Consider the following 26,411-nt stretch of genomic DNA (forward strand, 5'->3'; position numbering starts at 1 on the left):
GTTCTCCGTTGTTCCTTCAGACGGGGCGGGGCGTGTGCCTGCCGAGCGGACGGCAGTGGATCGCGCCGGTGACGGGGTCGTTGGCGACGTGCACCGTGACGCCGTACGCGCGGGTGAGGTGCCCGGTGGTCAGCACGTCGCCGACGTCGCCGCTCGCGACGACCCGGCCTTCGCTCAGCAGCACCACCCGGTCGGCGATGATCGCGGCGTGGTCCAGGTCGTGCAGCACCACGCCGACCGCCACCCGGTGGTCGTCGGCGAGGTCGCGGACGACGTCGAGGACCTCGACCTGGTAGCGCAGGTCGAGGTGGTTGGTGGGCTCGTCCAACAGCAGGACGGAGGTCTGCTGGGCCAGGCAGGAGGCCAGCCACACCCGCTGCAGCTCACCGCCGGACAGCTCGTCGACGCCGCGCCCGGCCATCGCGGACACGCCGGTCAACGCCATGGCCCGGTCGATCGCGGCGGCACCGTCCACGTCGACGCCCCGCCAGCCGGAGCGGTAGGGGTGGCGGCCGTAGGCCACCACGTCGCGCACCGAGACCCCGGACGGCGTGGGCCGCTGCTGGGTGAGCAGCGTGACGCTGCGGGCGAACTCCTTGCCGGACAAGGCCGATCCGTGCCACACCCGGCGCTCGCCGAGGTGCACGTCGCCGGTCTTCGGCTTGTGCAGGCGCGCCAGCGACCGCAGCACCGTCGACTTGCCGGAGCCGTTGGGCCCCACCAGCGCGGTCACCGTGCCTTCGCGCAGTTCCAGCGACACGCCGTGCACCACGGTCCGGTCGTGGTGCGCGAGCACCAGACCGCGACCGGCCAGCAGAGCGCCATCGCCATTCGACATGAGGTGAGCCTAACCTAATGAGAGGTATGGCCCATACGGGCGTGATCTACTGCACTCAATGGCGGAGTCGATCACTCACGGCGGGTGAACCGAGGCCGTGAAGTGCGGACACGCTGGGCACTACCGCGTTGAGCCACTGGAGGGACATGACTGCCCGAACGGGTTGAACCGGCGCTGGAGGGCTTGGCCTATCCGGTCCGCGACTGGTTGCGTACTTCCCGTAGTCGTCCAACAGGAAGGTGCCGGCCGATGCAGCCGTTCCAGTTGCCGGAGTTCTACCTGCCCCATCCGGCGCGGCTGAACCCCGACCTGGAGCGGGCGCGAGCGCACAGCAAGGCGTGGGCGCACCGGATGGACTTCATCGACGTCCCGCAGCACGGCACGGTGATCTGGACCGACCACGACCTCGACTCGCACGACTACGCGCTGCTCTGCGCGTACACCCACCCGGACGCCACGGCGGACGACCTGGACCTGGTCACCGACTGGTACGTCTGGGTCTTCTACTTCGACGACCACTTCGTCGAGCTCTACAAGCGCAACCCGGACGACATCCGGGGCGCGAAGGCCTACCTGGACCGCCTCCCGCTGTTCATGCCGGTGGACGGCGTGATCACCGCGGAGCCGACCAACCCGGTCGAGAAGGGCCTGAAGGACCTGTGGGAACGCACGGTCCCCGCGCACTCCGCGGACTGGCGCAAGCGCTTCGCCGACAACACCAAGCACCTGCTCGACGAGTCGATGTGGGAGCTGCTCAACATCTCCGAGGGACGCCTGTCCAACCCGATCGAGTACATCGAGATGCGCCGCAAGGTGGGCGGCGCGCCGTGGAGCGCGAACCTGGTCGAGCACGTCACCGGCCTGGAGGTGCCCGCGCGGATCGCGCTGACCCGCCCGCTGGGCGTGCTCCGCGACACCTTCTCCGACGCCGTGCACCTGCGCAACGACCTGTTCTCCTACGAGCGCGAAGTGCTGGACGAGGGCGAGCTGAGCAACGGCGTCCTGGTGCTGGAGAAGTTCCTGGACATCCCCACGCAGGAGGCCGCCGAGGCGGTGAACGACCTGCTCACGTCCCGGCTGCACCAGTTCGAGCACACCGCGCTGACCGAGGTCCCGTCGCTGCTGGACGAGAACGGCATCGACCCGGCCGGGCGGCTCGCGGTCATGGCGTACGTGAAGGGCCTGCAGGACTGGCAGTCCGGCGGCCACGAGTGGCACCTGCGGTCGAGCCGCTACATGAACGAGGGCGCTCTCGGCGCGAACCCGGTGCTGGGCGGCCCCACGGGGCTGGGCACCCGGGCCCTGAAGTCCCTGCTCGACACCGCCCCGCAGCGCCTGCGCGGCTTCACGCACGTGCCGTTCGCCACGGTCCCGCCGCTGCCGAAGCCCGCGCTGGACATGCCGTTCCCGCTCGCGATCAGTCCGCACGCGGCGGACGCGCAGGCGAAGGGCGTGCGGTGGGCCGGCGAGATGGGGATGCTCGACGAAGGCGTGTGGACCGAGGAGAAGGCGTGGGACTACGACCTCGCGCTGTGCTCGGCGGGCATCGACCCGACGGCCACGCCGGCGGAGCTGGAGATCTCCGCGCTGTGGCTGACCTGGGGCACCTACGGCGACGACTACTACCCCCGCGTGTTCGGTCGTCCGGGTGACATGCCGGCGGCGAAGGTGGCCACCGCGCGGCTCAGGCAGCTGATGCCGGTGGCCGGCCCCGCGCCGATCAACGCGGTGAGCCCGTTGGAGCGCGGCCTCGCCGACGCCTGGGGGCGCACCACGGCCGACATGCCGCGGGCGAACCGCGAGCAGTTCCGCGCCGCGGTGGAGGCGATGCTGGACAGCTGGCTGTGGGAACTGAAGAACATGCACGAGCACCGCGTGCCGGACCCGGTCGACTACATCGAGATGCGCCGCCAGACGTTCGGCTCCGACCTGACCATGAGCCTGGCCCGGCTCGGGCACGGCGGGTTGGTGCCGCCGGAGATCTACCGGACCCGGGCGATCCGCAACATCGAGAACTCGGCGATCGACTACGCCACCCTGACCAACGACCTGTACTCGTACCGCAAGGAGATCCAGTACGAGGGCGAGGTGCACAACCTGGTGCTGGTGACGCAGAACTTCCTGGACCTGGACGTCCAGCGGGCCTACGCGCTGGTGGTCGACCTGGCCAACCAGCGGCTGCGGCAGTTCCGGCACTCGGTGGCGCGGGAGCTGCCCGCGCTGTTCGAGGAGTTCGCCCTGGCACCGGACGTGCGGCGGGCGCTCACCCGGTACACCAGGGAGTTGCAGGACTGGATGGCGGGCATCCTGAACTGGCACGAGAAGGTGCGCCGGTACGACCAGGAGAGCCTGTCCCGCCACTTCGCCGACCGGGGAACCGTCACGCCGCAGGCGTTCCGGGGGCCGACCGGACTCGGCACCGGCTCCACCCGCATCCTGGTGGGCAACCGGTGACGGGAGCACCGCCCGCCCGGCCCGGCTCCCACCGGGCCGGGCCGGTCCCGTCCGTCAGAGGTCCAGGCTGAAACCCGACGCCCCGAACTCGGCCTCGATGACCTTGTCGAGGACCGGGAATGACAGCCAGTCGTTGTTGGTGTGGACGGCCAGCGTGTGCCTGCCGTCGGTCGTGCCCATGACGAAGGTGCACGTGCCCACGCTCTGACCGGTGCCACCGCGCAGCTTCAGGCCGTTGGACAGGGTCAGCTCGTACAGCCCCAGGCCGTAGCGGGTGTTCGCCAGCCAGTGCGCGCCCTCGGTGGAGACCGTGGTCCACATCCGGCGGTGCTGGTCGGCCGGCAGCAGGCTGCCGGTGATCATCGCGTCGAAGAACACGATCAGCTCGTCCAGCGGCGCCACGACGTTGGCCGCACCCCAACCCCATGACGAGTTGAACTCGGTGGTGTCCAGGGGTGCGAGGTCCGGGTCCTCCATCATGGAGGGCCAGTTGTCCGGCGTGACGTCCTCGGGTCGCACGCCTTCCTTGAGGAACACCTTCGAGTAGGCCCGCGGGTGACGGCCCCGGTAGCCGGTCTCCTCGCGGTGGCGCGCGAACGTGTGCGCCAGCCCCAGCGGTCGCACGACGGTCCGGTCGACCTCGGACTCGAAGCTGTTGCCGGTGACCTTCTCCACGATCGCCGCGGCGAAGGCGAAACCGCCGTTGGAGTACCAGAACGCCTCTCCCGGCCGGTGGACCGGCGGTTGCGACAGGGCGAGCTTCAGCGCGTCCTCGGGCCGGTGGACGTCGAAGCGGTGCTCGGCGAACGCGGAGCGGATCGAGTAGCGGCGCTGCGCCTCCACGGCCATGCCGGTGGAGAACAGGCCGCTGGTGTTGGACAGCAGGTGCCGGATGGTGACCTTGGTGCCGTCGTAGCCGTTCTCGGCCATCGCGCCCGGCAGCCAGTGGTCCACCGTGTCCTCGATGCCCAACCGTCCCTCGGCCTCCAGCCGCAACACCGTGGCGGCGGTGTACGCCTTGGAGATGCTGCCGGTGTGCAGCTGTTCACCCGGCACCCGCCGGGCGCCGGTGACGGTGTCGGCCAGTCCGGCGGAGCCGAACCAGGTCCCGTTCTCGTCCCGTACCTGGACGACGACGCTGGGAGCACCCAGGTCGTTCACCGCCGAGTCCATGGCGTCGCGCACCTTCTGACGTCCCGGGCTTTCGACGTGTGCCATGTCGGTTCCTCTCGGATCGGAACCGTCCCGACGCGATCGCCGGACGGTCAACCGTTGTCTCGTTCGACCCAACGGTGCGCGTCCGCGATGACATCGGTCTTACACGGCGCTTATCCGGCCGAGGTGGGCGTGTGAGGCCGGGTCGCGAGGGCGTCGAGGCGGGCGATCGCGTCGGGACGGGCCTGTCGGACGCCCGCGCGGTACGCCGCGTCGTAGCCGCGCCGGCCGAGTCGCCGGGTGAGTTCGGCGGCCAGCTCCCGCAGCTCCGGGTCGCCGTCGTCGAACGCACCGCGAATGGCCTGGCTCATGCCGAGGGCGGTCGCCGCGCCGGAGAGGTCGGCTTCGAGGAACAGCAGGTGGGCCAGCTGCTGCGCGGCCGAGGCGGGGTCGCCGTCGGTCCGGGCCGCCCGGATCGCGGCGGGCAGCAGCTCGCGGGCCCGCGCGGCGTCCCCGGTCGTCAGCCGCAGCGCCATCCGGGCCGGCGCCAGCGAGCCCTCCAGGTCCGCGGACCGCGACCGGCGCGCCAGCTCCGCCAGCCGGTCCAGCGCCCGCTCCGACCGATCCGGGTGGCCGGAGCGGCGGTGCAGCTCGGCGCGGCCCCGCAGCACCTCGACCTGCTCCGTGTACCGCCCGCCGCGCTCCCGTGCCAGCCGCTCGGCGGCGTCGACGTCGCGCCGGGCGTCGTCCAGGTCGCCGGCACGCATCCGCACGGTGGCCAGCGCCACCAGGAACGAGACCTCGTCCTGCGAGCCGGCCCCGGCGGTCAGCGCGATGCCGCGCTCCAGGTCGGCGACCGCCGCGTGGTGATCGCCCCGCACGGAGTGGACGCCCGCCCGGACGGCCAGCGACACCGCCGTCCACAGCCGGTCGCCGGTGTCGGCGAACTCGCGGGCCGCCCGCCCGGGTGCGGTGGTCATGGCCTCCCAGTCCCCGCCGTCCCTGGCGATGACGCCCTCCAGCAGCGCCATGCAGGCTCGGGCCCAACTGTCCGGACGGCTGCGCACCCGGCGGATCTCGGCGTCGACCAGTTCGCCAAGACCCAGCTGGTGCGCGATGGGCAGCGTCACCATCAGCAGCAGCGGGTACCGCTCCAGGGCGCCGCCGGCTGAACAGTCGGCGATCAGAACACGCACCCGTTCGGGGTCGGTGGTCGGAGCGCTTTCGCCGATCAGGGCGTCGATCGCGGTGAAGGCGGCCCGCGCGTCGCGGGGGAGCGCGTCGCCGAACGCGAGCGCCTCGGCGGTGAAGGACTCCGCACGGGCGTCGTAGCGCACCACGTACCAATACCAGTGCAACAGGCCGAGCAGCCGCACCGCGGCGGACGGGTCACCGCCGTCGATCGCCGACCGCAGCGCGAACACCAGGTTGTCGTACTCGGCCGCGAGCAGCACCAGCGACGACGGCTGGTCGTGGGATCGCACCGACTGCTCGTGCTCGGCGGCCAGCGCGGCGAAGTGGCGCGTGAACCGGTCCCGGACCGCCTCCCGCTCACCGGCCCGCGACAACTCGTCGATCGCGAAGGCGCGGATGCTCTCCAGCATCCGGTAGCCGTCGCCGCGCTGCTCCACCAGCGACTTGTCGACCAGCGAGCCGAGCACGTAGAACACGTCCTCGGACACCAGCAGCCGCCCGTCCGCGCAGACCGCCTCGACCGCGTCGACCGCGGTGGTGGCGGGGAAGATCGCCAGCCGCCGTGCCAGCACCCGTTCCCGGTCGGTCAGCAGCTCCCAGCTCCACCCGATCACCGCGCGCAGGGTGCGCTGTCGGGGCTGCGCCGCCCGGTTGCCCGTGGACAGCAGCCGGAACCGGTCGTCCAGCCGCCGGGCGATCTGGCCGATGCCCATCGACCGCAGCCGCGCCGCCGCCAGTTCCACGGCGAGCGGCAGGCCGTCGAGCCGGCGCACCACGTCCACCACCGGCTCCGCGGTGGACTCGTCGAGCGTGAAACCGGGCCGGACGGCCGCCGCGCGATCCAGGAACAGCCGCACCGCGGTCGACTCGGCGGCGTCGACCGGGTCCGCGCCCTCGGGCGGGACGTCGAGCGGCCCGAGGCGGGCCGACGCCTCACCCATGACCTCCAGCGATTCCCGGCTGGTGGCCAGGACGGTCAGCTGCGGCCGCGCCTCCAGCAGCCGCCGGGCGGTCCGGGCCACCTCGGCGACGACGTGCTCGCAGTTGTCCAGGACCAGCACGGCCTCGTCCCCGCCGAGCAGCTCGGCCACCCGGTCCAGCGGGTCGGCGGGGACGGGGCCGGCGGGCTGACCGGCACCCGCGCCGAGGGCGCCGAGGATCGCGCCGGCCACCCCTTGCGGACTCTCGACCCCGGCCAGCGGGACGAGCCAGAGCCGGCCGTCGCGCCGCGCCGGGTGCCGGGACGCCGCCTCCACCGCCAGCCGGGTCTTCCCCACGCCACCCGGGCCGACCACGGTGACCAGCCGGGAGGTCTTCAGCAGCTCGGCCAGCAGCTCCAACTCGTCGGCACGGCCGACGAACGAGGTCAACCGCGACGGCAGCCGACCCGGCGCGGACCGGGCCGGGGCCGCCACCGGTCGGTCGAGTTCGCCGCGCAGCACCGCCACGTGGGTCTGCCGCAGCTCGGCGGAAGGATCGACACCGAGTTCGTCGGCGAGCCTGGCCCTGACGTCCTCGTACACGGCGAGCGCGTCCGACTGGCGGCCTGCCGCGCACAGGGCGCGCATCCGCAACGCGGCCAGGCGTTCCCGCAGCGGGTTGGCCGCGCACGCCGCCTCCACGTCGGGCAGCACCTCGGCGTGCCGGCCCAGGCGCAGTTCCGCTTCGAAGCGGCTCTCCCGGGCCGCTGCCCGCAGTTCCTCCAGCCGCACACCGGCCGTCCCGGCGTACGGGGCCGCGAGCACGTCCTCGAACGCGGACCCGTGCCACAGCGCGAGCGCGTCCCCGAGCGTCGCCGCCGCCCGACCGGGCTCACCCGCCGCCAGCTCACGCCTGCCCCGCGCGGCCAGCACCTCGAACCGGTGCGCGTCCACGCCGTCGGCCGGGAGGGCGAGCCGGTAGCCCACCGCGGGCGACTCCACCACCCCGGCGTCCGGCAGCGCCCGCCGCAGCCGGTGCACCAACGCGTGCAGCGTGTTCGCGGTGCCGGCAGAGGATCCGGTTCCCCAGATGTCCTCGATGAGCGCGTCGGACGACACCGCCTCGCCCGCGGACAGCGCGAGCCTGCCCAGCAACATGCGCAGCCTCGCGCCCGCGAGTTCGACCGGTGCGCCGTCGTCGCCGAAGACCCGGACCGGGCCCAGCACTTCCACCCGCATGGCCCCAGTGCGCCCTTCCTCGTAGCGTGAGCGATCAGGGCTGGTGCATCCGCACGACCGTCGTCCCGCCGGGCACGACGGGTTCGTGGCAGTGCGCGCACACCGTGAGCGGGTGCAGGGTGTGGCCGCAGGTGTGTTCCAGCACGGTGGGCGGTTCGCCTCGGGTGATGTGGCGGTCGCCCCAGTCCATGAGGGCGAGCAGCACGGTGTGCAGCGCTTGACCGGACTCGGTGAGCACGTACTCGTAGCGCGGCGGGTGCTCCTCGTACCGCTCCCGTTCGAGCAGCCCGACGTCGACCAGCTTGCGCAGCCGGGTGGTCAGGATGTCGCGGCTGGCACCGGTGTTGCGGGCGATCTGGTCGAACCGCCGCACGCCGAACATGACCTCCCGGATCGCCAGCAGACTCCACCGCTCGCCGACCACCGCCAGCGCGTTCGCGATCGAGCACTCCCGGGCCGCCATGCTCCTCCTCCCTCGGTCCTGTTTTCCAACTTACCCGAGCGGCAGGTGGTGAGCGGGGAGGGAGCGAGCAGGCCGGGGTGGTCGTCGCCCCGGCCTGTCGCTGTCACTTCCGGTGCTGGAGGAACGCGGCCCACGCGTTCTCGGGGAACGCGAGCTGCGGGCCGGAGGGGTGCTTCGAGTCGCGCACGGCAACCGGACCGGCCGAGGGGAAGCGGACGGAGACACAGCTGCCGTTCTCGGAGCTGTAGCTGCTGGTACGCCACATAGCGAACTCCTACGTGATCAGCGAATGGATCAGAGTCACGCTCTCGGCAGGCGACAGCGCGACCCGTTTGAGGCTCTCCGTACTCAGCGTATACGTGTGAACGCGGCGCGCGTCGTCCACGAAGATGCCGGCATCCTGGATCTCGACGTAGACGATCGAGCGCGCTTCGGCGAAGTCCAGCAGCATGAACTGCCCGGTGGTCGCCGAGTGCAGCCCTCCCTGTGCCCGCAGGACCTGGATCGTGACGTTCGGCAGCTCGCTCATCCGCAAGAGGTGCTCGTACTGCTGGTTCAACAGCCTCCAGTCACCCACCCAGAGATTGAGGGCCTGCTCGTTGATCACCGCGTGCAGCTCCAGCGCAGGGTCCTTGGTGAGCAACCGGGTGCGCTCCATCCGGAACTCCACCAGCCGCTCACCGGCGTCGGGACGCACCCGGCTCGCACCTGCGGTCATCGCACGGGCATACGCCTCGGTTTGCAGGAGGCCGGGCAGGACGATCGGTTCGAAGACGAACTCTTTGCGGGCCAAGGACTCCAGGCCGACCAACGTGCGCAGCCAGTCCGATGCCACATCGGTCCACGGCCCGATCCAAGCCGCCTCGTCCGGCCGGCTGCTCAACAGGACCAGCCGGTCGATGTCCTCGCGGGGGACCTTGCAGGCCTTGAGTACCCTCCGGATATCGTTGGCGTATTGAACCGACCGACCGGTTTCCATGTGGCCGAGTTTGGGTCTGCCGATACCTGTGGCGTCGGAGAGTTGGCTGAGCGTCAGCCCGGCCTCGTTCCGGAAACGCGCGATCTCTACCCCGATCAACCACTGGAGTGCCGAAGGTGCGGCCAGTTCGAACATGCGGTCAACACTAGCGAGATCGCCCGTAGACGTATATCACTCGATCGATCGATGTTCTGCGTAGATGTCTACCGCTAGCCTTCGGGCCATGGAATTGGTCACTTACATGGAAATCGAGCAGGACACCAAGATCACCTACGAGTTGAACGCTGATCGCACCTTGATCCTCTCCGTAGGCCGAAGCGCCCACGGATTGGGTGTCAGCGAAGGACTTTCGCTTCTCCTCGGCGAGGCCGCCATGACCCAGTTGATCGACAAGCTGAACGAAGGACTGGCCGAAGTCCGATCCGGCTCCAAGGCCTGACGGTCGGCTCAACCCGGTCCCCACTCCGGCACAACGACATCTCGTGCCATTCGCCGTCACCAAAAGATTTGCTCGACGCGCCGCTACCTCGGGCGCCCCAACGCCAGCACTCCGGCTCCGATCACCACGATGGCGGTCAGAACGGCGACACCGACGCGGAAACCGGTTTCCCCGTTCCCCGCCAAACCCGCTGCCAGAGCGGCGATCGCCGGACCCACGGTCGAGCCCACCATCCGCCCGGTGGCGCTGACACCGCCCGCCGCACCCTCCATCCCCTCCGGCGCAACGGACATCACCAACGTGTTGATGGCGGCGTTGAACAGTCCCTGCCCCACCCCGATGACCGCCAGCCGCCAGCCCAGGTCCAGCAGACTCCCGATGTGCGGCAACAACAACAGCAACCCGAGCACGGTCACCACCGCACCGGACACCGCGACCAGCCAGGGCCCGTACCGGTCGGCCAGGTTCCCCGCCACCGAGGACAACGCCCCGACACCGGCCACGAACACCAGCAGCGCGACACCGACGTCCTCCGGAGTCCCGCCCAGCACGTCCGACACGAAGTACGGCACCAGCAGGAACAACAGCCCGCCCAGCGTCGCGACCAGCATCAGCGCCGTCATCGGCAACCCGAACTCCCGCCGCCGCACCAACCGCAGCACCGAGCGTGACGCCGGCAACCGCCCCCACCACACCGCGAGCACCACACCGACCGCGACCAGCCACGCCCTGTCCTGGAACGCCAGCAGCACGGCCGTGATCGCGCCACCCAGCAGCAGCGCCTCCACCAGCAGCCCGCGGTCCGGCAACGGCAACCCCCGGCCGTCCCCGCGCAGCCCCCGGAACACCATCAGCAGCACCACGACCAGCAGCGGCAGCTTCATCAGGAACACCGCCCGCCACCCGAACGCCCCCGCCACCAACCCGCCCAGCGGCGCGCCCGCCATCCCGCCGACGGTCATGATCGTCATCACGTACCCCACGGCCCGCCCGCGCTGCGCCGGTGCGACCGCCGCCACCACGATCGGCATGTACCCGGCCAGCACCAGGGACGCCGCGACGCCCTGCAACGCCCGCCCCACCAGCAGCACCCAGAACGCGGGCGCCACGGCGGTGAGCACGCTCGCCACCCCGACACCGGCCATCGCGAGCAGGAACGCGAGCCGCACGTCCGTCCGGTCCACCCACCGCCCGGCCGGGATCGCGATCGCCGCCATCGGCAGCGTGTAGGCGAGCAGCACCCACGCCGTCGCACCCGGTCCGACGTCCAGTTCGGCACCCATGCTGGGCAGCGCGACCGCCGCCACGGTCATCTCGGTGGTCACCACCAGCATGGCCAGCGCGAGCGCCACCACGGGCGTCCACCTCGTCTTGACCTGCACGTCCTGTGTCATGAACCGAACCTACGAGTCGGCCCGGCCAGTCGAATCCGTCACGTGACCAGTCGCGTGACAGATGCCGGCCGGTGTCCCCGGTTCGTAGCGTCGGGTCATGTCCGAGGGAGGGAACACCGTGATCAAGCTGGCGATCATCATCGGGAGCACCCGCAGGGGACGGTTCGCGCCGGTCGTGGCGAACTGGTTCGCGGACCAGGCCAAGGAGCGCGACGACCTGGACGTCGACGTGCTCGACCTGGCCGAGGTGGGGCTGCCCGACGTGCTGCACGGGTTCGGCGAGGAACCCGCCGAGGAGGTCAGGGCGGTGACGCCGAGGCTGGCGGACGCGGACGCGTTCGTCGTCGTCACGCCCGAGTACAACCACAGCTTCCCCGCGCCGCTCAAGAGCGCCATCGACTGGCACTACACCGAGTGGCAGGCCAAGCCGGTCGGGTTCGTCTCCTACGGCGGGGTCGGCGGTGGGCTGCGGGCCGTGGAGCAGCTGCGGCAGGTGTTCGCCGAGCTGCACGCCGTGACGGTGCGGGACACGGTCAGCTTCCACGGCGCGTGGTCGCGGTTCGACGACGACGGCGCGCCGCTGGACCCGGAAGGCGTGAACGGGGCCGCGAAGACCATGCTGGACCAGCTCGTCTGGTGGGGCACCGCGCTGAACGAGGCGCGTTCCAAGCGGCCGTACGGGGCCTGACGTGCGCGCCGTCCGACTGCACGGGTTCGGGTCGCCCGCCGAACTGCGCTACGAGGAGACCGACGACCCCGAGCCCGGCCCCGGTCAGGTCCGGATCGCGGTGCGGGCCGCCGGGGTGCACCTGGTGGACGCGGTGATCCGGCGCGGCTGCGCGAAGTCGCTGCCGCTGCCGGAACTGCCCGTGGTGCCCGGCAGCGAGGTCTCCGGGGTGGTCGACACCGTGGGGCCGGGGGTGCCCGACTCGTGGCTGGGTGAACGGGTGGTGACGCAGCTCGGCCTCGCCAGCGGGGGGTACGCCGAGCTGGCCGTGCGGGAGGTCGGGGCGCTGCACGTCGTGCCGGAGGGGCTCGGGTTCGACGCCGCCGTGACCATGATCTGCACCGGCAGCACGGCGGTGGGCGTGCTGGTGGCCGCCGCGCTGGAGCCGGACGACGTGGTGCTGGTCACGGCGGCGGCCGGGGCGGTGGGGAACCTGCTGGTGCAGGGCGCGTCCCGGGCGGGGGCGCACGTGGTCGGGGTCGCGGGGTGTGCGGAGAAGCGGAAGACCGTGCTGCGGTCGGGGGCGTCGGTCGCGGTCGACTACCGGCGGGCGGACTGGGCGGACGAGGTGCGATCGGCGTTGGGAGGCCGGGAGGTGAGCGTGGTGCTGGACGGGGTCGGTGGTGCGCACGGGCGCGGGGCGGTGGAGCTGCTGGCGCCCGGCGGTCGGGTGGTCATGTTCGGGTCGTCGTCGGGGGAGCCGACCGAACTGTCCACCGCGGACCTGTTCGAGCGGGGTCTGAGCGCGACCGTGGCGGTCGGCCCGCACGTGGCGAAACGGGCCGGTGGCCTGCGGGCGCTGGAGTCGCGGGCCCTGGCGGACGCGGCTTCCGGCCGGTTCACGCCGGTGGTGCAGCGGTTCCCGCTGTCCTCGGCCGCCGAGGCGCACGAGGCGCTGGAGAACCGCTGCACGGTCGGCAAGGTCGTCCTCGTCCCGGACGCCGGCTAGGGTCGTGGACGTGCTGCACGGGCGGTCCTCGGAACTCGCCGTGGTCGATCGGCTGCTCGCCGACGCCCGCGCGGGGCGCAGCGGTGTGCTCGTCGTGCGCGGCGAGGCGGGCATCGGCAAGTCGGCCCTGCTCGACCACGTGGCGGCGGACGACTTCCGCGTGCTGCGCGGCACGGCGGTCGAGTCGGAGTCGGTGGTGCCGTTCGCCGGGCTGAACCTGCTGCTGGGCCGGGTCGTCGACCAGGCGGGTTCGCTGCCGCCGAACCAGGCGGCGGCGCTGCGCTCGGCACTCGGGCTGGCCCCGCCGGACGGCGGCGACTGCTTCCTGGTGGGGCTGGCGGTGCTCACCCTGCTCGCCGACCTGGCGGAGCACGGCCCGGTGCTGTGCCTGGTGGACGACGCGCACTGGCTCGACCCCGGTTCGGCCGACGCGCTGGTCTTCGCGGCCCGCCGGCTGGAGGCGGAGGGCGTGGTGGTGATCTTCGCCGCCCGCGACCTGCACGCGCCGCCGTTCCCGGCCCCCGGCCTGCCCGAACTGCGGTTGACCGGTCTGTCCACGGAGGACTCGACGGCGTTGCTGGACGAGCACGCGGCCGACCTGCCCCGGTACGTGCGCGACCAGATCGTGGTGGAGGCACGGGGGAACCCGCTGGCGCTGCTGGAACTCCCCGCGGCACAGCGGGAAGGCCACCTGCCGGCGGCGCACGCCTACCGGGTCGGGGCGCTGCCCACGTACAGCCGGATCCAGCAGACCTTCGCCGACCGGATCGGGGCGCTGCCCGCCGGGACGCGTGACCTGCTGCTGGTGGCCGCCGCCGACGACACCGGCGATCCGGGGGTGGTGTTCAAGGCGGCTTCCCTGCTGGGTGCCGGGTTGGCGGACCTGGAAGCGGCGGAACAGCGCCAGCTCCTGCGTTCCGACGAGGGCAGGCTGACGTTCCGGCACCCGCTGATCCGTGCGGCGGCCTATCAGAGCGCGCCTCTCGCGCGACGGCTGGCCGTGCACAAGGCCTTGGCGGACGTGTCGGAGGACGCCTACCGCGGTGCCCTGCACCTGGCTGCCGCCACCACCGCTCCGGACGAGGACGTCGCCCGGGCGCTGGCGCGATCGGCGGAGGACGCCCGCCGTCGGGGCGGGTACGCGGCCGTGGCGGCGGCCTACCAGCGCGCGGCGGCACTCAGTCCCGATGTGGCACAACGCGGTCGTCGTCTCACCGCTGCCGCCGGCGCGGCGTTGGAGGCGGGGCAGTTCGACCGTGCCGGGCTGCTCGCCGACCAGGCGGCGGACCTGCTCGACAACCCGGTGGAGATGGCCCGGGTGGCCCGGATCCGGGCGTCGCTGGCCGGCGAGCAGGGCCGCTCCGCCGAGGCGGCGACCGTGTTGGCACGGGCGGCGGGGTGCGCCGTGCACGAGGACCTCGAGCTGACCGAGGAGCTGCTGTTCACGGCAGCCCAGAACGCCTGGGCGGCAAGGGATTTCGCGGCCGTCCGGCGGATCGCGGCGCAGGCCGACGGGCTGCCCGGCGCGTCCGACGTGCGGGCGCTGGCCCGTGCGGCTCTCGGCCTGGAGGGGGCCGCCGTCGCGGACGCCCTCGCCGCGATCCGGGAACTGCTGGCGACCGAACGCGTCAGGCGGCAGGGCAACGCGGTGGTCGCGTGGTGGCACCTGGTGCTCGGCGACGACCAGGCGGCGTTCGACTGGGCGGTGGCGCTGGAACGCGAGAGCCGCGACGCCGGGGCGTTGGGCGTGCTGCCCAGGGCGCTGGCCTACCTGGCGAGGGGAAGGCTGCACCTGGGACAGCCGCACGACGCCCGGGCCACCGCCGAGGAAGGCTTGCGGATCGCGTCCGACATCGGCCAGGTGTTCAGCGTGGGGTACCTGCACAGCGTGCTGGCCGAGCTGGCGGCGATCGAGGGCGACGAGGAACGCTGCCTGGAGTTGGTGGCGGCGATGACCGGTGGCCCGCCGCGCTCCACCCGTGCCGCGTGCGCCTTGGCCTTGCTGGACCTGGGGTTGGGGCGGCACGATGCGGTGCTGGAGCGGCTGGCGGAGGTGGCGGCCGGGGCGCACCGGCTCTACGCGATCTCCAGCCTGCCGGACCTGGTGGAGGCGGCGGTTCGGGTGGGGAAGCCGTCCGTGGCCGAGGATTCGGCCGCCTGGTACGGCGAATGGGCCGAACACACCGGGCAGACGTGGGCTCGGGCGGTCGCCCTGCGCTGCCGGGCGCTGCTCACCGACGAGGAGCGGTGGTTCACCGAGGCCGTCGAGCTGCACCGGACCTCCGGCCGCCGCCCGCTGGAACGGGCCAGGACCGAACTCCTCTACGGCGAATGGCTGCGCCGCGCCCGCCGCCGCAACGACGCCCGCACCCACCTGCGCTCGGCGTCGGACGCCTTCGACCGGCTGGGTGCCGTCCCGTGGGCGGCCCGCGCCCGCACCGAGCTGCGGGCGACCGGGGAGAGCCGCGCCCGGCCCGGCCCCGACCCGTTGGGCAGCCTGACGCCGCAGGAGCTCCAGGTCGTGCGACTGGCCGCGGAGGGCCTGAGCAACCGGGACATCGGCGCGCAGCTGTTCCTGAGCCCGAGGACCGTCGGGTACCACCTCTACAAGGCGTACCCGAAGCTCGGGGTCGCCTCGCGCGTCGAACTGGGCAGGCTCGACCTCTCCCACGGGTGACGCGGCCGTGTCCCGGTGCCGATCGTCGCGGATCGTTGCCGGCAAGTGGTCTAGACCCATTGACATGATCTCGCGCGGGTACGCACGCTGGACGCCAGCCGGTCGCCGCCTGCCCCCGGAGGAGGTCCAACGGTGAAACTCCAAGCAAGGGTGGCGCGCGCAATCGCCGTCCTGGTGTTGCTGCTCGGCGCCACCGTAGTGTGGAACGTCAGCTCGAACCCGATCGAGGCCGCGGCGGCCGAACCGCTCCGGAGCGTTGTCCCGGTACCGGTGTCCGTGCAGGCGGTGTCCGGTGCCGCGCACACGTTGAGCGCCACCACCAAGATCTACACCACTGCGGCGGCGCACAGCGTCGGCGACTACCTGGCCGGCGTCCTCAGGCCGTCCACCGGCTACCCGTTCCCGGTCGAGGACACCACCGGGACACCGACCGACGGGATCGCGCTGCTGCTGGGTGGAGCGCCGTCGACGGTGGGGGAGCAGGGGTACCAGCTCAGCGTCACCACCGCCACCATCACGATCCGCGCGAACACGGCGGCCGGGCTGTTCGCGGGTGTCCAGACGTTGCGGCAGTTGTTGCCCGGCAGGGTGGACAGCCCGTCCCCGCAGACCGGACCGTGGACGGTGCCGGGCGCGAACATCACCGACCACCCCAGGTTCACCCACCGCGGGGCGATGCTCGACGTGGCACGGCACTTCCACCCCGTCGGCACGGTGAAGCGGTACATCGACCAGCTGGCCCTCTACAAGGTCAACTACCTCCACCTGCACCTGACCGACGACCAGGGCTGGCGGATCGTGATCGACAGCTGGCCGAAGCTGGCCACGCACGGCGGCAGCACGCAGGTCGGCGGCGGACCCGGCGGGTACTACACCAAGGCGCAGTACCAGGAGATCATCGCCCACGCGGCGTCCCGGCACATCACGGTCATCCCCGAGGTCGACCTGCCCGGCCACACCAACGCGGCGCTGGCCTCGTACGCCGAGCTCAACTGCAACGGGGTCGCGCCCGGTCTGCGCACGGACATCGCGGTCGGCTACAGCTCGTTGTGCGTCGGCAAGGACGTCACGTACAAGTTCGTCGAGGACGTGATCCGCGAGATCGCCGCGCTCACCCCCGGCCCGTACTTCCACATCGGCGGTGACGAGGCCAGCGCCACCACGGACCAGGACTACCAGACGTTCATGAACAAGGTCCTGCCGCTGGTCGCCAAGTACGGCAAGAAGCCCATGGGCTGGCACGAGTTCATCAAGACCACCACGGACACCTCGGCCGTGCCGCAGTACTGGGGCACCACGACGTCCAACGCGGTCGTCCAGGCCGCCGCCGCGCGCGGCGCGAAGGTGCTGATGTCCCCGGCCAACAAGGCGTACCTGGACATGAAGTACAACTCCAGCACGCCGCTGGGCCTGTCCTGGGCCGGTTACATCGAGGTGCAGGACGCCTACAACTGGAACCCGGGCACCCACCTCGGCGGCGTTCCCGAGTCGGCCGTCCGGGGCGTCGAGGCTCCGCTGTGGACGGAGACGATCGTGACGCCCGCTCACATCGACTTCATGGCGTTCCCCCGTCTCGCGGTCATCGCGGAACTGGGCTGGTCGCCGTGGTCCACGCACAACTGGGACGCCTTCAAGGTCCGCCTGGGCGCACAGGCCCCGCGCTGGTCCGCTCTGGGCATCAACTTCTACCGTTCGGCCCAGGTCCCGTGGGACAACGGCGGAACCACCACGTCGAGTTCGACCACGACCACCACAACGACCTCTGGCGTGCCGTCCGGCAACTGGGCACCATGGACCAGCTACCCGACCGAACAGACGGTCACCTACAACGGCGTCACCTACCGGTGCCGCCAACCGCACACCTCGCAGCCGGGCTGGGAGCCGCCGAACGCACCGGCGCTCTGGCAGGCCGTGTAGTCCGTGTAGCCCGACCGAGCCGGGAGGCGTGGCACCCACGCCTCCCGGCACACCCGAGGAGGCACTCCCTGATGCGTGCCCTACTGGTCACGGTGCTGATGCTGGTCGCACCCACGGCGACCGCCGACCCCGCGCCCTACATCGTCGGCGGAGGCCCTGCCTCGCAGGCGTACTCCTTCGCCGCTTCCCTGCAGAACACCAGCGGCAGTCACCTCTGCGGCGCCGCCCTGGTCCGGCCCGGCTGGATCTTCACCGCCAAGCACTGCGTCGCCGGCACCGGCGCCACGAACCTCCGAGTCCGCGTCGGCTCGGCGAACCGGGCGTCCGGCGGCACCCTCGAACTCGTGAGCCAGATCGTCCAGCACCCGAGCTCCGACGTAGCGCTGCTGCGCTTGCGCGCGCCCGTCACGCACCAGCCGATCCCCCTGGCGTCTTCGGTGCCGATCGGCTCCACCGTCCGCCTGCTCGGCTGGGGTCGCACCTGCGCCACCTGCACCGACCCGCTCCCCTTGGGGCTGCACGAGGTGGACGCTCCCGTCCTGCCGGACAGCCGCTGCGGCACCGGGGCGGCCGAACTCTGCATCGGCGGCAACGGCCGGGGGATCTGTCACGGTGACTCCGGCGGCCCGGCGATGCTGAAGGTCGGCACCGTCTGGCACCTGGCGGGCGCGGCGTCCCGGAGCTCCAGTCCCCAGTGCGGCCAAGGGCCCTCGATCTACTCCGACGCCTCGGCGCACCGGACCTGGGTCACGAGCGTCGCAGGACTCTGACCGGAGGACCTCGGCCGCGTGGCACGTCCCGAACCGGGATCCGGTCTCGTTCGGGCGTGCGCTCAGCTGATCCGGGCGGCGGACGTGGGGCGTTGCGCGACGGTGTAGGTGGCGGTGGACGATGTGTTCACGCTCCACCGGTAGCGGGTGAACTCGCCGGTCTCGTCGGAGGCGTAGAACATCATGTGGCCGGTGCCCGCGCCGTTGATCTTGGCGGTGGCGTTGAAGATCCGGCTGTCGGGGAAGGAGGAGTAGCTGCCGACGCCGTGCAGGCCGTGGGGTTCGGACGTGCAGTCCACGACCTCCACGGCGTACTGGGTTTCGCCGGGGAAGTTCAGGCTCGCCACCGGGGCCGCGTAGACGCCTCGCAGGGAGCGGACCATCACGATGTGGCCGGTGTTGGTGTCCTGGTCGTTGCGGTAGTCGACGGCGATGAGGTCGCCGGGCCTGAGGTCCGCCACCCGGCGCACGCGTCGGAAGTGCGGGATGCCGGAGCGCTCGAAGGCGGCCCGGTAGTCGCGGGCGAAGGGGCTGGACAGGCCGAAGTGCCTGCGGAAGAACTTCGACGTGGCCCAGCGGTAGGTGCGCTTGAGCACGGCGGTCTGGAACGAAGCGCACTGGCTCTGGTTGAACCACGTCGTCGCGTCGCCGGGGGAGCCCCAGGTCACCACGTTGGGCTGGTCCGGGGTCTTGTAGGTGTTGTTGGCCAGCGGGCACGTGGGCAGCGACAGGTAGCCGATGAGCTGTTCGGCTTCGAGCAGGTGCGGGGCGGACGTGCGGTGCGGACCGGTCGCGTGGGCCTCGGCGAGCGCGGTCGTCCCGGGGGTCGCGGTGATGCCCACCGCGACGGCGGTCCCCCCGGAGGACGATCTGCGTGACCGGTCCATCGTGCGACTCCCCCTTCGGTACGGGCCCGCACACCGTAGTCGAAAGGGCTCTGCCGCACGTGGTTCCCGTCAGCGCACGTAGACCAGGAGCAGGGTGGTCAGCACGGTGCAGGCGGCGAGCATGGTGGCGATCCCGGTCATGGCCGCGCCCGCCGACACGAGCACGCGGGTCATCAGGCCGAGCACCCGGCGCAGCAGCCTGACCAGACCGAGGAGCAGCGCCATCGCGCCCATCAGGATGACGACCACCAGCGGCGTCCACTCGGTGGTCTCGGACGATTGAGCTAAAGCGGCGAGCGTGTTCATGGCAACCCCCGGATGGCTTCCTGGGTGAACTTCACTTAGCTCACTGAAGTTGAATGAACCTCAGCAAGGTTCAGAGTAAGTCGCCTGTATATGCCTGACAAGGGGCACCCGGCGGGTATCGGGTCGAGACTTGTGACCGACTTCGTGTATGTTGCCCTCTTCAGCTTGTATGCTGAAGTTAACTGAAGGGCGCGGGACGTGGTCGGAACGGGTGACTCCTTTGCGCTGGCGCACCGCCTGCGGGCGCTGCGCGAAGAGCACTGGCCGGACTTGCTGATCACGCAGAGCGATCTCGCCGCCGCGTTCAGCACCGAGAAGCCGGCGAGCGTGCCCCTGCTGTCGTCCTGGGAGAGCCGCACGCACCCGAAGGTGCCGCCGCTGAGCAGGCTCGCCGCGTACGCCACGTTCTTCGCGACCAGGCGCTCGGTGGCCCGCAAGCCCTACCGGCTGCTGCCGCTGGACGAACTGACCCCGGACGAGCTCCGGCACCGCGAAGACCTGCTCGCCGAACTCACCGCGCTGCGCGAAGCCGAACAGCTCGACGCGGGCACGGTGTCCGACGTGGACCGCAACGGCCGTCGCGACTTCTGGTACTTCCCGGACCGCAACAACATCACCATCGTGGTCGCGCAGCTGCCCAAGTCGATGCGCGACGAGATGCCGTACGCGGACCCGACGCAGCCGGACTACATCGAGCTGTACACCTACGCGGACCTGGACGCGCTGATCGAGCTGCACGGCCACATCCGCGCGCTCAACCCGCGCAGCCGGGTGGCGTTCCGGATCGCCTCCGAACTCGCGCCGGACGACTACACGTCGCACCTGGTGCTGCTCGGCGGCGTCGACTGGAACGTGGTCACCCGCGAGCTGTTGGACCGGGTCGACCTGCCGGTCAGCCAGGTCGCCCGGCACGACGAGTCCGAATCGGGCGGGTTCGTCGTCGGGAAGGGGGACGCCAAGCGCATCCTCGCGCCCAAGCTGGCCCGCCACGGCGAGCGCGAGGTGCTCCTGGAGGACATCGCGCACTTCTACCGCGGGCCGAACCCGTTCAACCACAAGCGGACGGTCACGATCTGCAACGGCATGTACGGCCGGGGAACCCTCGGCGCGGTGCGTGCGCTCACCGACGAGCGGTTCCGCGACCGCAACGCGGAGTACCTCCGGCGCACCTTCGCGGGGATGGACGCCTACAGCGTGCTGACCAAGGTCTCGGTGGTGAACGGGCAGGTGGTCACACCGGACTGGAACCTGCCCGAGTCCCGACTCTACGAATGGCCGGAGGGCCAGGGTTGAACGCCATCGCGCCGGTGACCGTCGAGCACCACGAGTCACACGGCGGCCTGTTGACCGCCGTCGACACCGCGAGGTGCTCCACGGCACGGGTCGACGCCATCATCGTGCCGACCAACCGGCCCACGCCGTTCCTGACCGAGGCCGTGGCGCTGGCCCGGACGCTGGGGTGCACGCTGGTCGTGCTGTGCAGCGGGTCGGCGTCGGTCGCCGGGACGGTCGCCCTCGCGTCCCGCGTCGACCTGGTCGCGGTGGACGTGGACCGCCTGCCGCCCCGCGTGCTGCCCGGCTCCGCCACCGCGGAACTGCTGCGCGGCACCGACTTCGACCGCCGCACCGACACCAGCCTCAAGCGCAACCTCGGCCTGGTCATCGCCCGGCTGATGGACTGGGAGCACGTGGCGTTCCTGGACGACGACATCACCGTGCCCACCCCGGGCGACCTGGAGGTCGCGGCGGGGATGCTGTCGTCGTCCATCGCGGCCGTCGGGCTGGCGGTGGGCGGGTTCCCGGACAACTCGGTGGTCTGCCACGCCCACCGCGAGACCGGCGGGGACCAGGGCACGTTCATCGGCGGTGGGGCGCTGGTGGTCGGGCGGGAGTCGACCGAGTCGTTCTTCCCGACGATCTACAACGAGGACTGGTTCTTCCTGCTGGACGACTTCGGCCTGCGCGGGTCGGCGGTCACCGGGCGGGTGATCCAGAAGCCCTACGACCCCTTCGCCGGTGATGCGCGGGCCCAGGTGGAGGAGTTCGGGGACTGCCTCGCCGAGGGCGTGTTCGCGCTGCTGGACGAGGGTCGGTACGCCGAGGTCCGCGCGGTGGGGTACTGGGAGGAGTTCCTGGCCGGGCGGCTCGCGCTGATCGACGGCATCCTCGGCAAGGTGCGCGACGGGGTGCGGGGCGAGGAGGAGGCGCACCGGATGGAGATGGCGCTGCTGGGGGCGCGGAAGCGGTGCGCGGCCATCCGACCCCGGTTCTGCGTGGACTACCTGGACGCGCTGGCGGTGGACCGGCGGCGGTGGGCGCGGTTCGTGCGGCGGATCGGTGGGCGGCACGCCTGGCGGATCTCCGACGCCCAGCACGCGCTGGACGTCCTGCGGTTGACCGACTGCGCGGTCCACGTGCCTCGCGGGTGAACCTCGGGCGGGTCCTCCCATGTGGCGGAACGCTCAACCCTGGCCGGCCGGCGGCGATTACGCTCGGCAAGCCGGGTACGAGCGAGCGTGGAGGCGGTCGGATGACGAGCACCGATGGTCGGCAGAAGTGGCTGACCGTCGCCGACGAGGTGGCCGCCGGGCTGCGGGTGGACGCCGCCGAGCGGGACCGGGCCGGGGCCGAGCCGGTGGCCGAGGTGGCGGCGTTGCGGCGGTCCGGGTTGCTGACGATCACCGACTGGGGCACCCGGCAGGCCGTCACCAGGGTCGTCGCGGCGGCGGACGCCAACGTCGGGCACCTGCTCGGGTACCACTACCTCCAGGTGTGGCGGCAGGGGCTGTTCGACGGTCCGGTCGTCGAGGAGGACGACAACCTGTTCTGGGCCGGCGTCAGCAACCCGTTGGACGCCGCGCTCCGGCTCCGGCCGGTCGACGGCGGGTTCGAGGTGAGCGGGCGGAAGACGTTCGCGACGGGCGCGTCGGTGGCCGATCGGCTGGTCGTCAGCGCCACGCGCACCGACACCGGCCAGAAGGTCACGTTCACGGTCGACGCCCGTGCCGACGGCATCGCGTATGCCGGTGACTGGGACAACATCGGGCAACGCCTCACCGCCAGCGGCGGGGTCGTGTTCGCGGACGTGTTCGTGCCCGCCGGACGGGTCCTGGGCACGCACGACGAGACCAGCCCCCGCCAGTCGCTGGCCGCCATCGGGTTCCAGCTCGTGCTGGCCCAGGTCTACGTGGCGCTGGCCGAGGGCGCGCTCGCCGAAGCCGCCCAGTACACCCGCAACACCACCCGCCCGTGGTTCCTGTCCGGCGTCGACTCGGCCACCGCCGACCCGTACATCCTGGCCACCTACGGCGAACTGGTCTCCGACGTGGAAGCCGCCGGCCTGCTGGCCGACCACGCCGCCACCGCGCTGGGCGAGGCGAGCGAGCGGGGCGCCGACCTGACCGTCGAGCAGCGCGCCGCGACCGCCGCGCTGATCTCGTCCGCCAAGGTCGTCGCCACGAGAGTCGCCAACCAGACCACCGGCAAGGTGTTCGAGCTGTGCGGGGCCCGCGCGACCGCCGCCGGCTACGCGTTCGACCGGTTCTGGCGCAACGCCCGCACGCTCACCCTGCACGACCCCGTGTCGTACAAGGCCCGCGAGGTCGGCGCGTACTTCCTGACCGGCGAGCGCGCACCGTTCACCGGGTACAGCTGATGGAACCGGTCCTCGCGCACAGCGTCCGGCTCGCCGACGACGGCGTGCACATCCTGGACCGGCGGAACTTCCCGTTCGAGCGGACCTGGGTGCGCTGCGCGACGGTCGCCGAGGTCGCGAAGGCCATCGAGGACATGGTCACCCAGTCCTCCGGCCCGTACTTCGCGGCGCTGTGGGGGATGGTGCTCGCCGCCCGGGAAGCCCGCGGCCTGCCCGCCGCCGAGGGCCGGGCCTACCTGGACCGGGCGGGCCGACTGCTGGTCGAGACCCGGCGCACCAACAACCACCTGCGCAAGGCGGTCGCGGCCGTGCTGGCCGGGGTGGACGCCTCCGACGACCTGGAAGCGGGCGCGCTGGCGGGTGCGCGGGCCGGTGACGAGCGGTACCGCAGCCGGAGCCGGGCGCTGGGCGGGCACACGGCCGTGCTGCTGCCCGACGAGGGCACGGTGCTGACGCACTGCTGGGCCGACCTGTACCTGACCGAGACCGTCAAGGCGGCGAACGCGCTGGGCAAGCGCTTGCGGTTCTTCTGCACGGAGACCCGCCCGTACCTCCAGGGCGCCCGGCTGACCGCCGGGACGTTGGCCGAGATGGGCGTGGACACCACGGTCATCACCGACGGCATGGGCGCGGCGGCGTTCAGCTCCGGCGAGGTCGACGTGCTGCTGACCGCCGCCGACCGGGTCACCATGGACGGGCACGTGGTGAACAAGGTCGGCACGCTCGGGCTCGCGGTGGCCGCGTCCGCGTTCGCGGTGCCGTTCCTGGCCATGGTGCAGGCCCCGGACCGGCTCGCGCCCACCGCCGCCGACGTGCCGATCGAGTTCCGGCCCGGCGACGACGTGCTGCACACGCTGGGCAGGCGCACCGCCGGCGACGGGGTGAAGGGCTGGTACCCGGCGTTCGACGTGACGCCGCCCCGGTTCGTGTCGTCGGTGGTGACGGACCGGGGCGCGTACGCTCCCGACCGCCTGTCCGAGTACTACAACGGCGAGGAAGTCCATGACTGAATGGGTCGTGCTCGACATCGAGGGCACGCTGTCCGCCACCGACCAGGTGCTGGTCGTGCTGTACGACTACGCCCGGCCGCGACTCGGGCCGTGGATCGACGGCCACGGCGACGACCCCGTTGTCGCGGAAGCGGTCCGGCAGATCCGCGAGCTGTCCGGTGTGGACGGTGTCACGGACGAGCTGGTGCGGGTGCTGCACGGCTGGATGGACGCCGACCAGAAGGTCACGCCGCTCAAGACGTTGCAGGGCCTGATCTGGCAGCAGGGGTACGCCGACGGCGACCTGGTGGCGGAGTTCTTCCCGGACGTGGTCCCGGCGCTGCGCAAGTGGCACGAGGACGGCGTGAAGCTGGCCGTGTTCTCGTCCGGCTCGGTGGCCGGGCAGGTCGCGTTCTTCGGCCACACCGCGGAAGGCGACCTGCGCGGGCTGTTCGAGCACCACTTCGACACCGTGAACGCCGGTCCGAAGCGCGAAGCCGCCTCCTACCGCGCCATCGCCGCCGTGCTCGGGTCGGACGACATCACGTTCTACTCCGACGTGCCGGCCGAGCTGCACGCGGCGGCCGAGGCGGGTTGGCGGACGGTCGGCGTGGCACGGCCCGGCGAGCCCTACGGCGACGCGGACTTCAGTCCACACAGGACGGTGAGCGCGCTGTGACGCCTGGAGAGGCGCTGGCCGCGGAATGCGCCCGGTACGCCGCGATGGGTTGGATGCGCGGCACGTCCGGCAACCTCTCCGTCGTGGTGGCACGCGACCCGCTGCGCCTGGCCGTCACCGTCAGCGGACGCGACAAGGGTGAGCTCACCGCCGACGACGTCGTGGTCGTCGACGCCGAGGGGCGGACCGACGACCCGCTGAAGGTGCCTTCCGCCGAAGCGGGTCTGCACGGCCGGATCGCCGCCGTCTCCGGCGCGGGCGCGGTCGTCCACGTGCACGCCCTGGCCCCGGTCGTCGCGGCCGAGTACTGGCCCGAGGGCGTCGAACTGCGCGACCTGGAGATGCTCAAGGGCTTCGGCCGTTCGGCGCACGACGACCTCGTGGTGGTGCCGGTCGTGCCGAACGACCAGGACATGCGGGTGCTCGGCGACGCGTTCGAGGCCGGGTATCGAGAAGACGTGCCGGCCTTGATCGTGGCCCGGCACGGGGTGTACGTGTGGGGTGAGGACCTGTACCGGGCACGCCACCGGCTGGAATGCCTGGAGTGGCTGCTGCGCTTCAAGATCGAGACGAGGAGGGACCAGCGGTGACATTGCTGACCGTGTGGCCGGACACCGAGCCCGGGACCGTGGTGGTGCGCACCGCCGATCCCGTCGAGATCGCGGACGAGCTGAAGCAGTTGGGTGTGCGCTACGAGCAGTGGCCGGTGATCCCCGGTGTCACCAGGGAGAACGCGCTGGAGGCGTACCGCGCCCAGGTCGACCGGGTCACCGAGGCCGAGGGCTACGTCATGGTCGACGCCATGGAGATGACCCCGTCCGACGACCCGGCGTGGCTGGAGTCGGCGGGTGCGGCGCGTCGGAAGTTCCTCGCCGAGCACACCCACGACGACGACGAGGACCGCTTCTTCGCGCGGGGCGCCGGAGTCTTCTACCTGCACGTCGAGGATCGCGTCCACGCCGTGCTGTGCGAGGCGGGAGACCTACTGAGCGTGCCGAAGAACACCACTCACTGGTTCGACATGGGCACCCGCCCGGACTACGTGTCGATCCGGTTCTTCCACGACGACGACGGCTGGGTGGGCAACTTCACCGGCAGCGAGATCGCCAAGTCGTTCCCCACGTTCGACACGCTCATGGCCGGTCGCTGAGGGTGTCCAGCTCGGCGGCGAGGTTGGCCTTGGCGCGCGACTCCCAACGGTCGCGCGCCGGGGACGTCACGTAGAGCGGGTCGCGTTCCAGCAGGCCCCGCAACACCTGTGCACGACCGACACGCCAAGCCTCGTCCGGCACGTGCGCGTACTCCTCGCGCACCGCCCGCCGATACCGCTCGTAGTCGTCCTCGTCCGAGCCCAGGATCGCCAGATCGGCGTCCGACAGCAGCGCGGCCGGCTCGTCCGACGCGGTGTGGTCGATGGTGGACAACACCAACTCGACCACCCGGCCGGGCTCGACGCCGGCCTCGTGAAGCCGCTGTTGTACCCACTTCGCGCTGTTGCGCTCGTCCTCGCCGGGCTTGCCGTCGTAGACCACGTCGTGCGCGAGCGCGGCCAACGCGAGCACCGCCCGTTCCTCGGCGGTGCGATGCCCGGCCAACACCTTTACGTCCCGCACGACCTGGAGCACGTGGTCGGTGTTGTGGTAGCCCCGATGAGCCTCCGCGTACCTCGCGTCCAGGTCGCCCGCCGTACCCGGCCGCCCACCCAGAACGCGGACCGCCTTGTCCCACAACGCTTCCAACATGGGCCAACTCTACGGTGGACACCGCCTCGGTTTCCGGC

24 protein-coding genes are annotated in these 26,411 nt (G+C 71.7%); 14 read left to right on the forward strand and 10 right to left on the reverse strand.

The window, feature by feature from the left end:
• Window positions 1–16: 16 nt before the first annotated feature.
• The gene (locus FHS29_RS20120) at window positions 17–838 is read right to left on the reverse strand and encodes an ABC transporter ATP-binding protein (RefSeq protein WP_184692630.1); all 822 of its coding nucleotides are present in this window, start codon (window positions 836–838) and stop codon (window positions 17–19) included.
• 249 nt (window positions 839–1,087) lie between these two features.
• Here FHS29_RS20120 and FHS29_RS20125 point away from each other — a divergent pair, with 249 nt between their 5' ends.
• Window positions 1,088–3,292: a terpene synthase family protein gene (locus FHS29_RS20125; RefSeq protein WP_184692632.1), complete on the forward strand. Its 2,205-nt coding sequence runs from the start codon at window positions 1,088–1,090 to the stop codon at window positions 3,290–3,292.
• Window positions 3,293–3,346: 54 nt separating this feature from the next.
• Here FHS29_RS20125 and FHS29_RS20130 read toward each other — a convergent pair whose 3' ends face one another.
• From FHS29_RS20130 to FHS29_RS20150, 5 genes are all read right to left on the reverse strand, one after another.
• A complete protein-coding gene (locus FHS29_RS20130) occupies window positions 3,347–4,510 on the reverse strand; it encodes a serine hydrolase domain-containing protein (protein WP_184692634.1) in 1,164 nt (387 codons plus the stop codon).
• Between the two features lie 110 nt (window positions 4,511–4,620).
• Window positions 4,621–7,800 carry an AfsR/SARP family transcriptional regulator gene (locus tag FHS29_RS20135; RefSeq protein ID WP_184692636.1) on the reverse strand — a complete coding sequence of 1,060 codons (3,180 nt, stop codon included), beginning with the start codon at window positions 7,798–7,800 and terminating at the stop codon, window positions 4,621–4,623.
• Between the two features lie 34 nt (window positions 7,801–7,834).
• On the reverse strand, window positions 7,835–8,263 hold the full coding sequence (locus FHS29_RS20140) for a winged helix-turn-helix transcriptional regulator (protein ID WP_184692638.1): 429 nt from the start codon (window positions 8,261–8,263) through the stop codon (window positions 7,835–7,837).
• Between the two features lie 103 nt (window positions 8,264–8,366).
• Window positions 8,367–8,528 carry a DUF397 domain-containing protein gene (locus FHS29_RS20145; RefSeq protein WP_184692640.1) on the reverse strand — a complete coding sequence of 54 codons (162 nt, stop codon included), beginning with the start codon at window positions 8,526–8,528 and terminating at the stop codon, window positions 8,367–8,369.
• A 9-nt stretch (window positions 8,529–8,537) separates the two neighbouring features.
• The gene (locus tag FHS29_RS20150) at window positions 8,538–9,377 is read right to left on the reverse strand and encodes a helix-turn-helix domain-containing protein (protein WP_184692642.1); all 840 of its coding nucleotides are present in this window, start codon (window positions 9,375–9,377) and stop codon (window positions 8,538–8,540) included.
• An 88-nt stretch (window positions 9,378–9,465) separates the two neighbouring features.
• Between FHS29_RS20150 and FHS29_RS20155 the strand changes: the two genes are divergently transcribed.
• Complete coding sequence (locus tag FHS29_RS20155) at window positions 9,466–9,681, forward strand: hypothetical protein (protein ID WP_184692643.1); 216 nt, start codon at window positions 9,466–9,468, stop codon at window positions 9,679–9,681.
• 83 nt (window positions 9,682–9,764) lie between these two features.
• Here FHS29_RS20155 and FHS29_RS20160 read toward each other — a convergent pair whose 3' ends face one another.
• Window positions 9,765–11,075 carry an MFS transporter gene (locus FHS29_RS20160; protein WP_184692645.1) on the reverse strand — a complete coding sequence of 437 codons (1,311 nt, stop codon included), beginning with the start codon at window positions 11,073–11,075 and terminating at the stop codon, window positions 9,765–9,767.
• Window positions 11,076–11,172: 97 nt separating this feature from the next.
• Between FHS29_RS20160 and FHS29_RS20165 the strand changes: the two genes are divergently transcribed.
• The 5 genes from FHS29_RS20165 (at window position 11,173) to FHS29_RS20185 (ending at window position 18,115) form a co-directional block, all read left to right on the forward strand.
• Entirely contained in the window at window positions 11,173–11,763 is a 591-nt protein-coding gene (locus FHS29_RS20165) for an NADPH-dependent FMN reductase (RefSeq protein ID WP_184692647.1), read from the forward strand.
• A 1-nt stretch (window position 11,764) separates the two neighbouring features.
• The gene (locus FHS29_RS20170) at window positions 11,765–12,751 is read left to right on the forward strand and encodes a zinc-binding dehydrogenase (RefSeq protein ID WP_184692649.1); all 987 of its coding nucleotides are present in this window, start codon (window positions 11,765–11,767) and stop codon (window positions 12,749–12,751) included.
• Window positions 12,752–12,761: 10 nt separating this feature from the next.
• Complete coding sequence (locus FHS29_RS20175; protein ID WP_184692651.1) at window positions 12,762–15,428, forward strand: helix-turn-helix transcriptional regulator; 2,667 nt, start codon at window positions 12,762–12,764, stop codon at window positions 15,426–15,428.
• A 132-nt stretch (window positions 15,429–15,560) separates the two neighbouring features.
• Window positions 15,561–17,345: a family 20 glycosylhydrolase gene (locus FHS29_RS20180; protein ID WP_184692652.1), complete on the forward strand. Its 1,785-nt coding sequence runs from the start codon at window positions 15,561–15,563 to the stop codon at window positions 17,343–17,345.
• Window positions 17,346–17,416: 71 nt separating this feature from the next.
• Entirely contained in the window at window positions 17,417–18,115 is a 699-nt protein-coding gene (locus tag FHS29_RS20185; protein ID WP_184692653.1) for a S1 family peptidase, read from the forward strand.
• Window positions 18,116–18,177: 62 nt separating this feature from the next.
• Here the strand turns inward: FHS29_RS20185 and FHS29_RS20190 are convergent, their stop codons facing one another.
• Both FHS29_RS20190 and FHS29_RS20195 read right to left on the reverse strand, forming a co-directional pair.
• On the reverse strand, window positions 18,178–19,002 hold the full coding sequence (locus FHS29_RS20190; protein WP_184692654.1) for a hypothetical protein: 825 nt from the start codon (window positions 19,000–19,002) through the stop codon (window positions 18,178–18,180).
• Between the two features lie 69 nt (window positions 19,003–19,071).
• Window positions 19,072–19,308, reverse strand: a complete 237-nt coding sequence (locus FHS29_RS20195; protein WP_184692655.1) for a hypothetical protein — start codon at window positions 19,306–19,308, stop codon at window positions 19,072–19,074.
• A gap of 198 nt (window positions 19,309–19,506) precedes the next feature.
• Here FHS29_RS20195 and FHS29_RS20200 point away from each other — a divergent pair, with 198 nt between their 5' ends.
• The 7 genes from FHS29_RS20200 (at window position 19,507) to FHS29_RS20230 (ending at window position 25,781) form a co-directional block, all read left to right on the forward strand.
• Window positions 19,507–20,601, forward strand: a complete 1,095-nt coding sequence (locus FHS29_RS20200; RefSeq protein WP_184692656.1) for an XRE family transcriptional regulator — start codon at window positions 19,507–19,509, stop codon at window positions 20,599–20,601.
• Window positions 20,580–21,737: a hypothetical protein gene (locus FHS29_RS20205; protein ID WP_184692657.1), complete on the forward strand. Its 1,158-nt coding sequence runs from the start codon at window positions 20,580–20,582 to the stop codon at window positions 21,735–21,737. The genes FHS29_RS20200 and FHS29_RS20205 overlap by 22 nt, the downstream gene beginning before the upstream one ends.
• A 101-nt stretch (window positions 21,738–21,838) precedes the next feature.
• Window positions 21,839–22,963, forward strand: coding sequence for an acyl-CoA dehydrogenase family protein (locus FHS29_RS20210; protein ID WP_184692658.1), 1,125 nt, complete (start codon window positions 21,839–21,841; stop codon window positions 22,961–22,963).
• On the forward strand, window positions 22,963–23,973 hold the full coding sequence (locus FHS29_RS20215) for a s-methyl-5-thioribose-1-phosphate isomerase (RefSeq protein WP_184692659.1): 1,011 nt from the start codon (window positions 22,963–22,965) through the stop codon (window positions 23,971–23,973). Before FHS29_RS20210 ends, FHS29_RS20215 begins: the two co-directional genes overlap by 1 nt.
• On the forward strand, window positions 23,966–24,631 hold the full coding sequence (mtnC, locus tag FHS29_RS20220) for an acireductone synthase (protein ID WP_184692661.1): 666 nt from the start codon (window positions 23,966–23,968) through the stop codon (window positions 24,629–24,631). Before FHS29_RS20215 ends, mtnC begins: the two co-directional genes overlap by 8 nt.
• The gene (gene mtnB / locus FHS29_RS20225) at window positions 24,628–25,221 is read left to right on the forward strand and encodes a methylthioribulose 1-phosphate dehydratase (protein ID WP_184692663.1); all 594 of its coding nucleotides are present in this window, start codon (window positions 24,628–24,630) and stop codon (window positions 25,219–25,221) included. Before mtnC ends, mtnB begins: the two co-directional genes overlap by 4 nt.
• A complete protein-coding gene (locus FHS29_RS20230) occupies window positions 25,218–25,781 on the forward strand; it encodes a 1,2-dihydroxy-3-keto-5-methylthiopentene dioxygenase (protein ID WP_184692665.1) in 564 nt (187 codons plus the stop codon). Before mtnB ends, FHS29_RS20230 begins: the two co-directional genes overlap by 4 nt.
• On the opposite strand, the gene FHS29_RS20235 is transcribed toward FHS29_RS20230, so the two are convergent.
• On the reverse strand, window positions 25,765–26,373 hold the full coding sequence (locus FHS29_RS20235) for an HD domain-containing protein (RefSeq protein ID WP_184692667.1): 609 nt from the start codon (window positions 26,371–26,373) through the stop codon (window positions 25,765–25,767). The genes FHS29_RS20230 and FHS29_RS20235 overlap by 17 nt on opposite strands.
• Window positions 26,374–26,411: the final 38 nt, after the last annotated feature.

The organism is Saccharothrix tamanrassetensis, from assembly GCF_014203665.1.
In the GTDB taxonomy this organism is placed as follows: Bacteria; Actinomycetota; Actinomycetes; order Mycobacteriales; family Pseudonocardiaceae; genus Actinosynnema; species Actinosynnema tamanrassetense.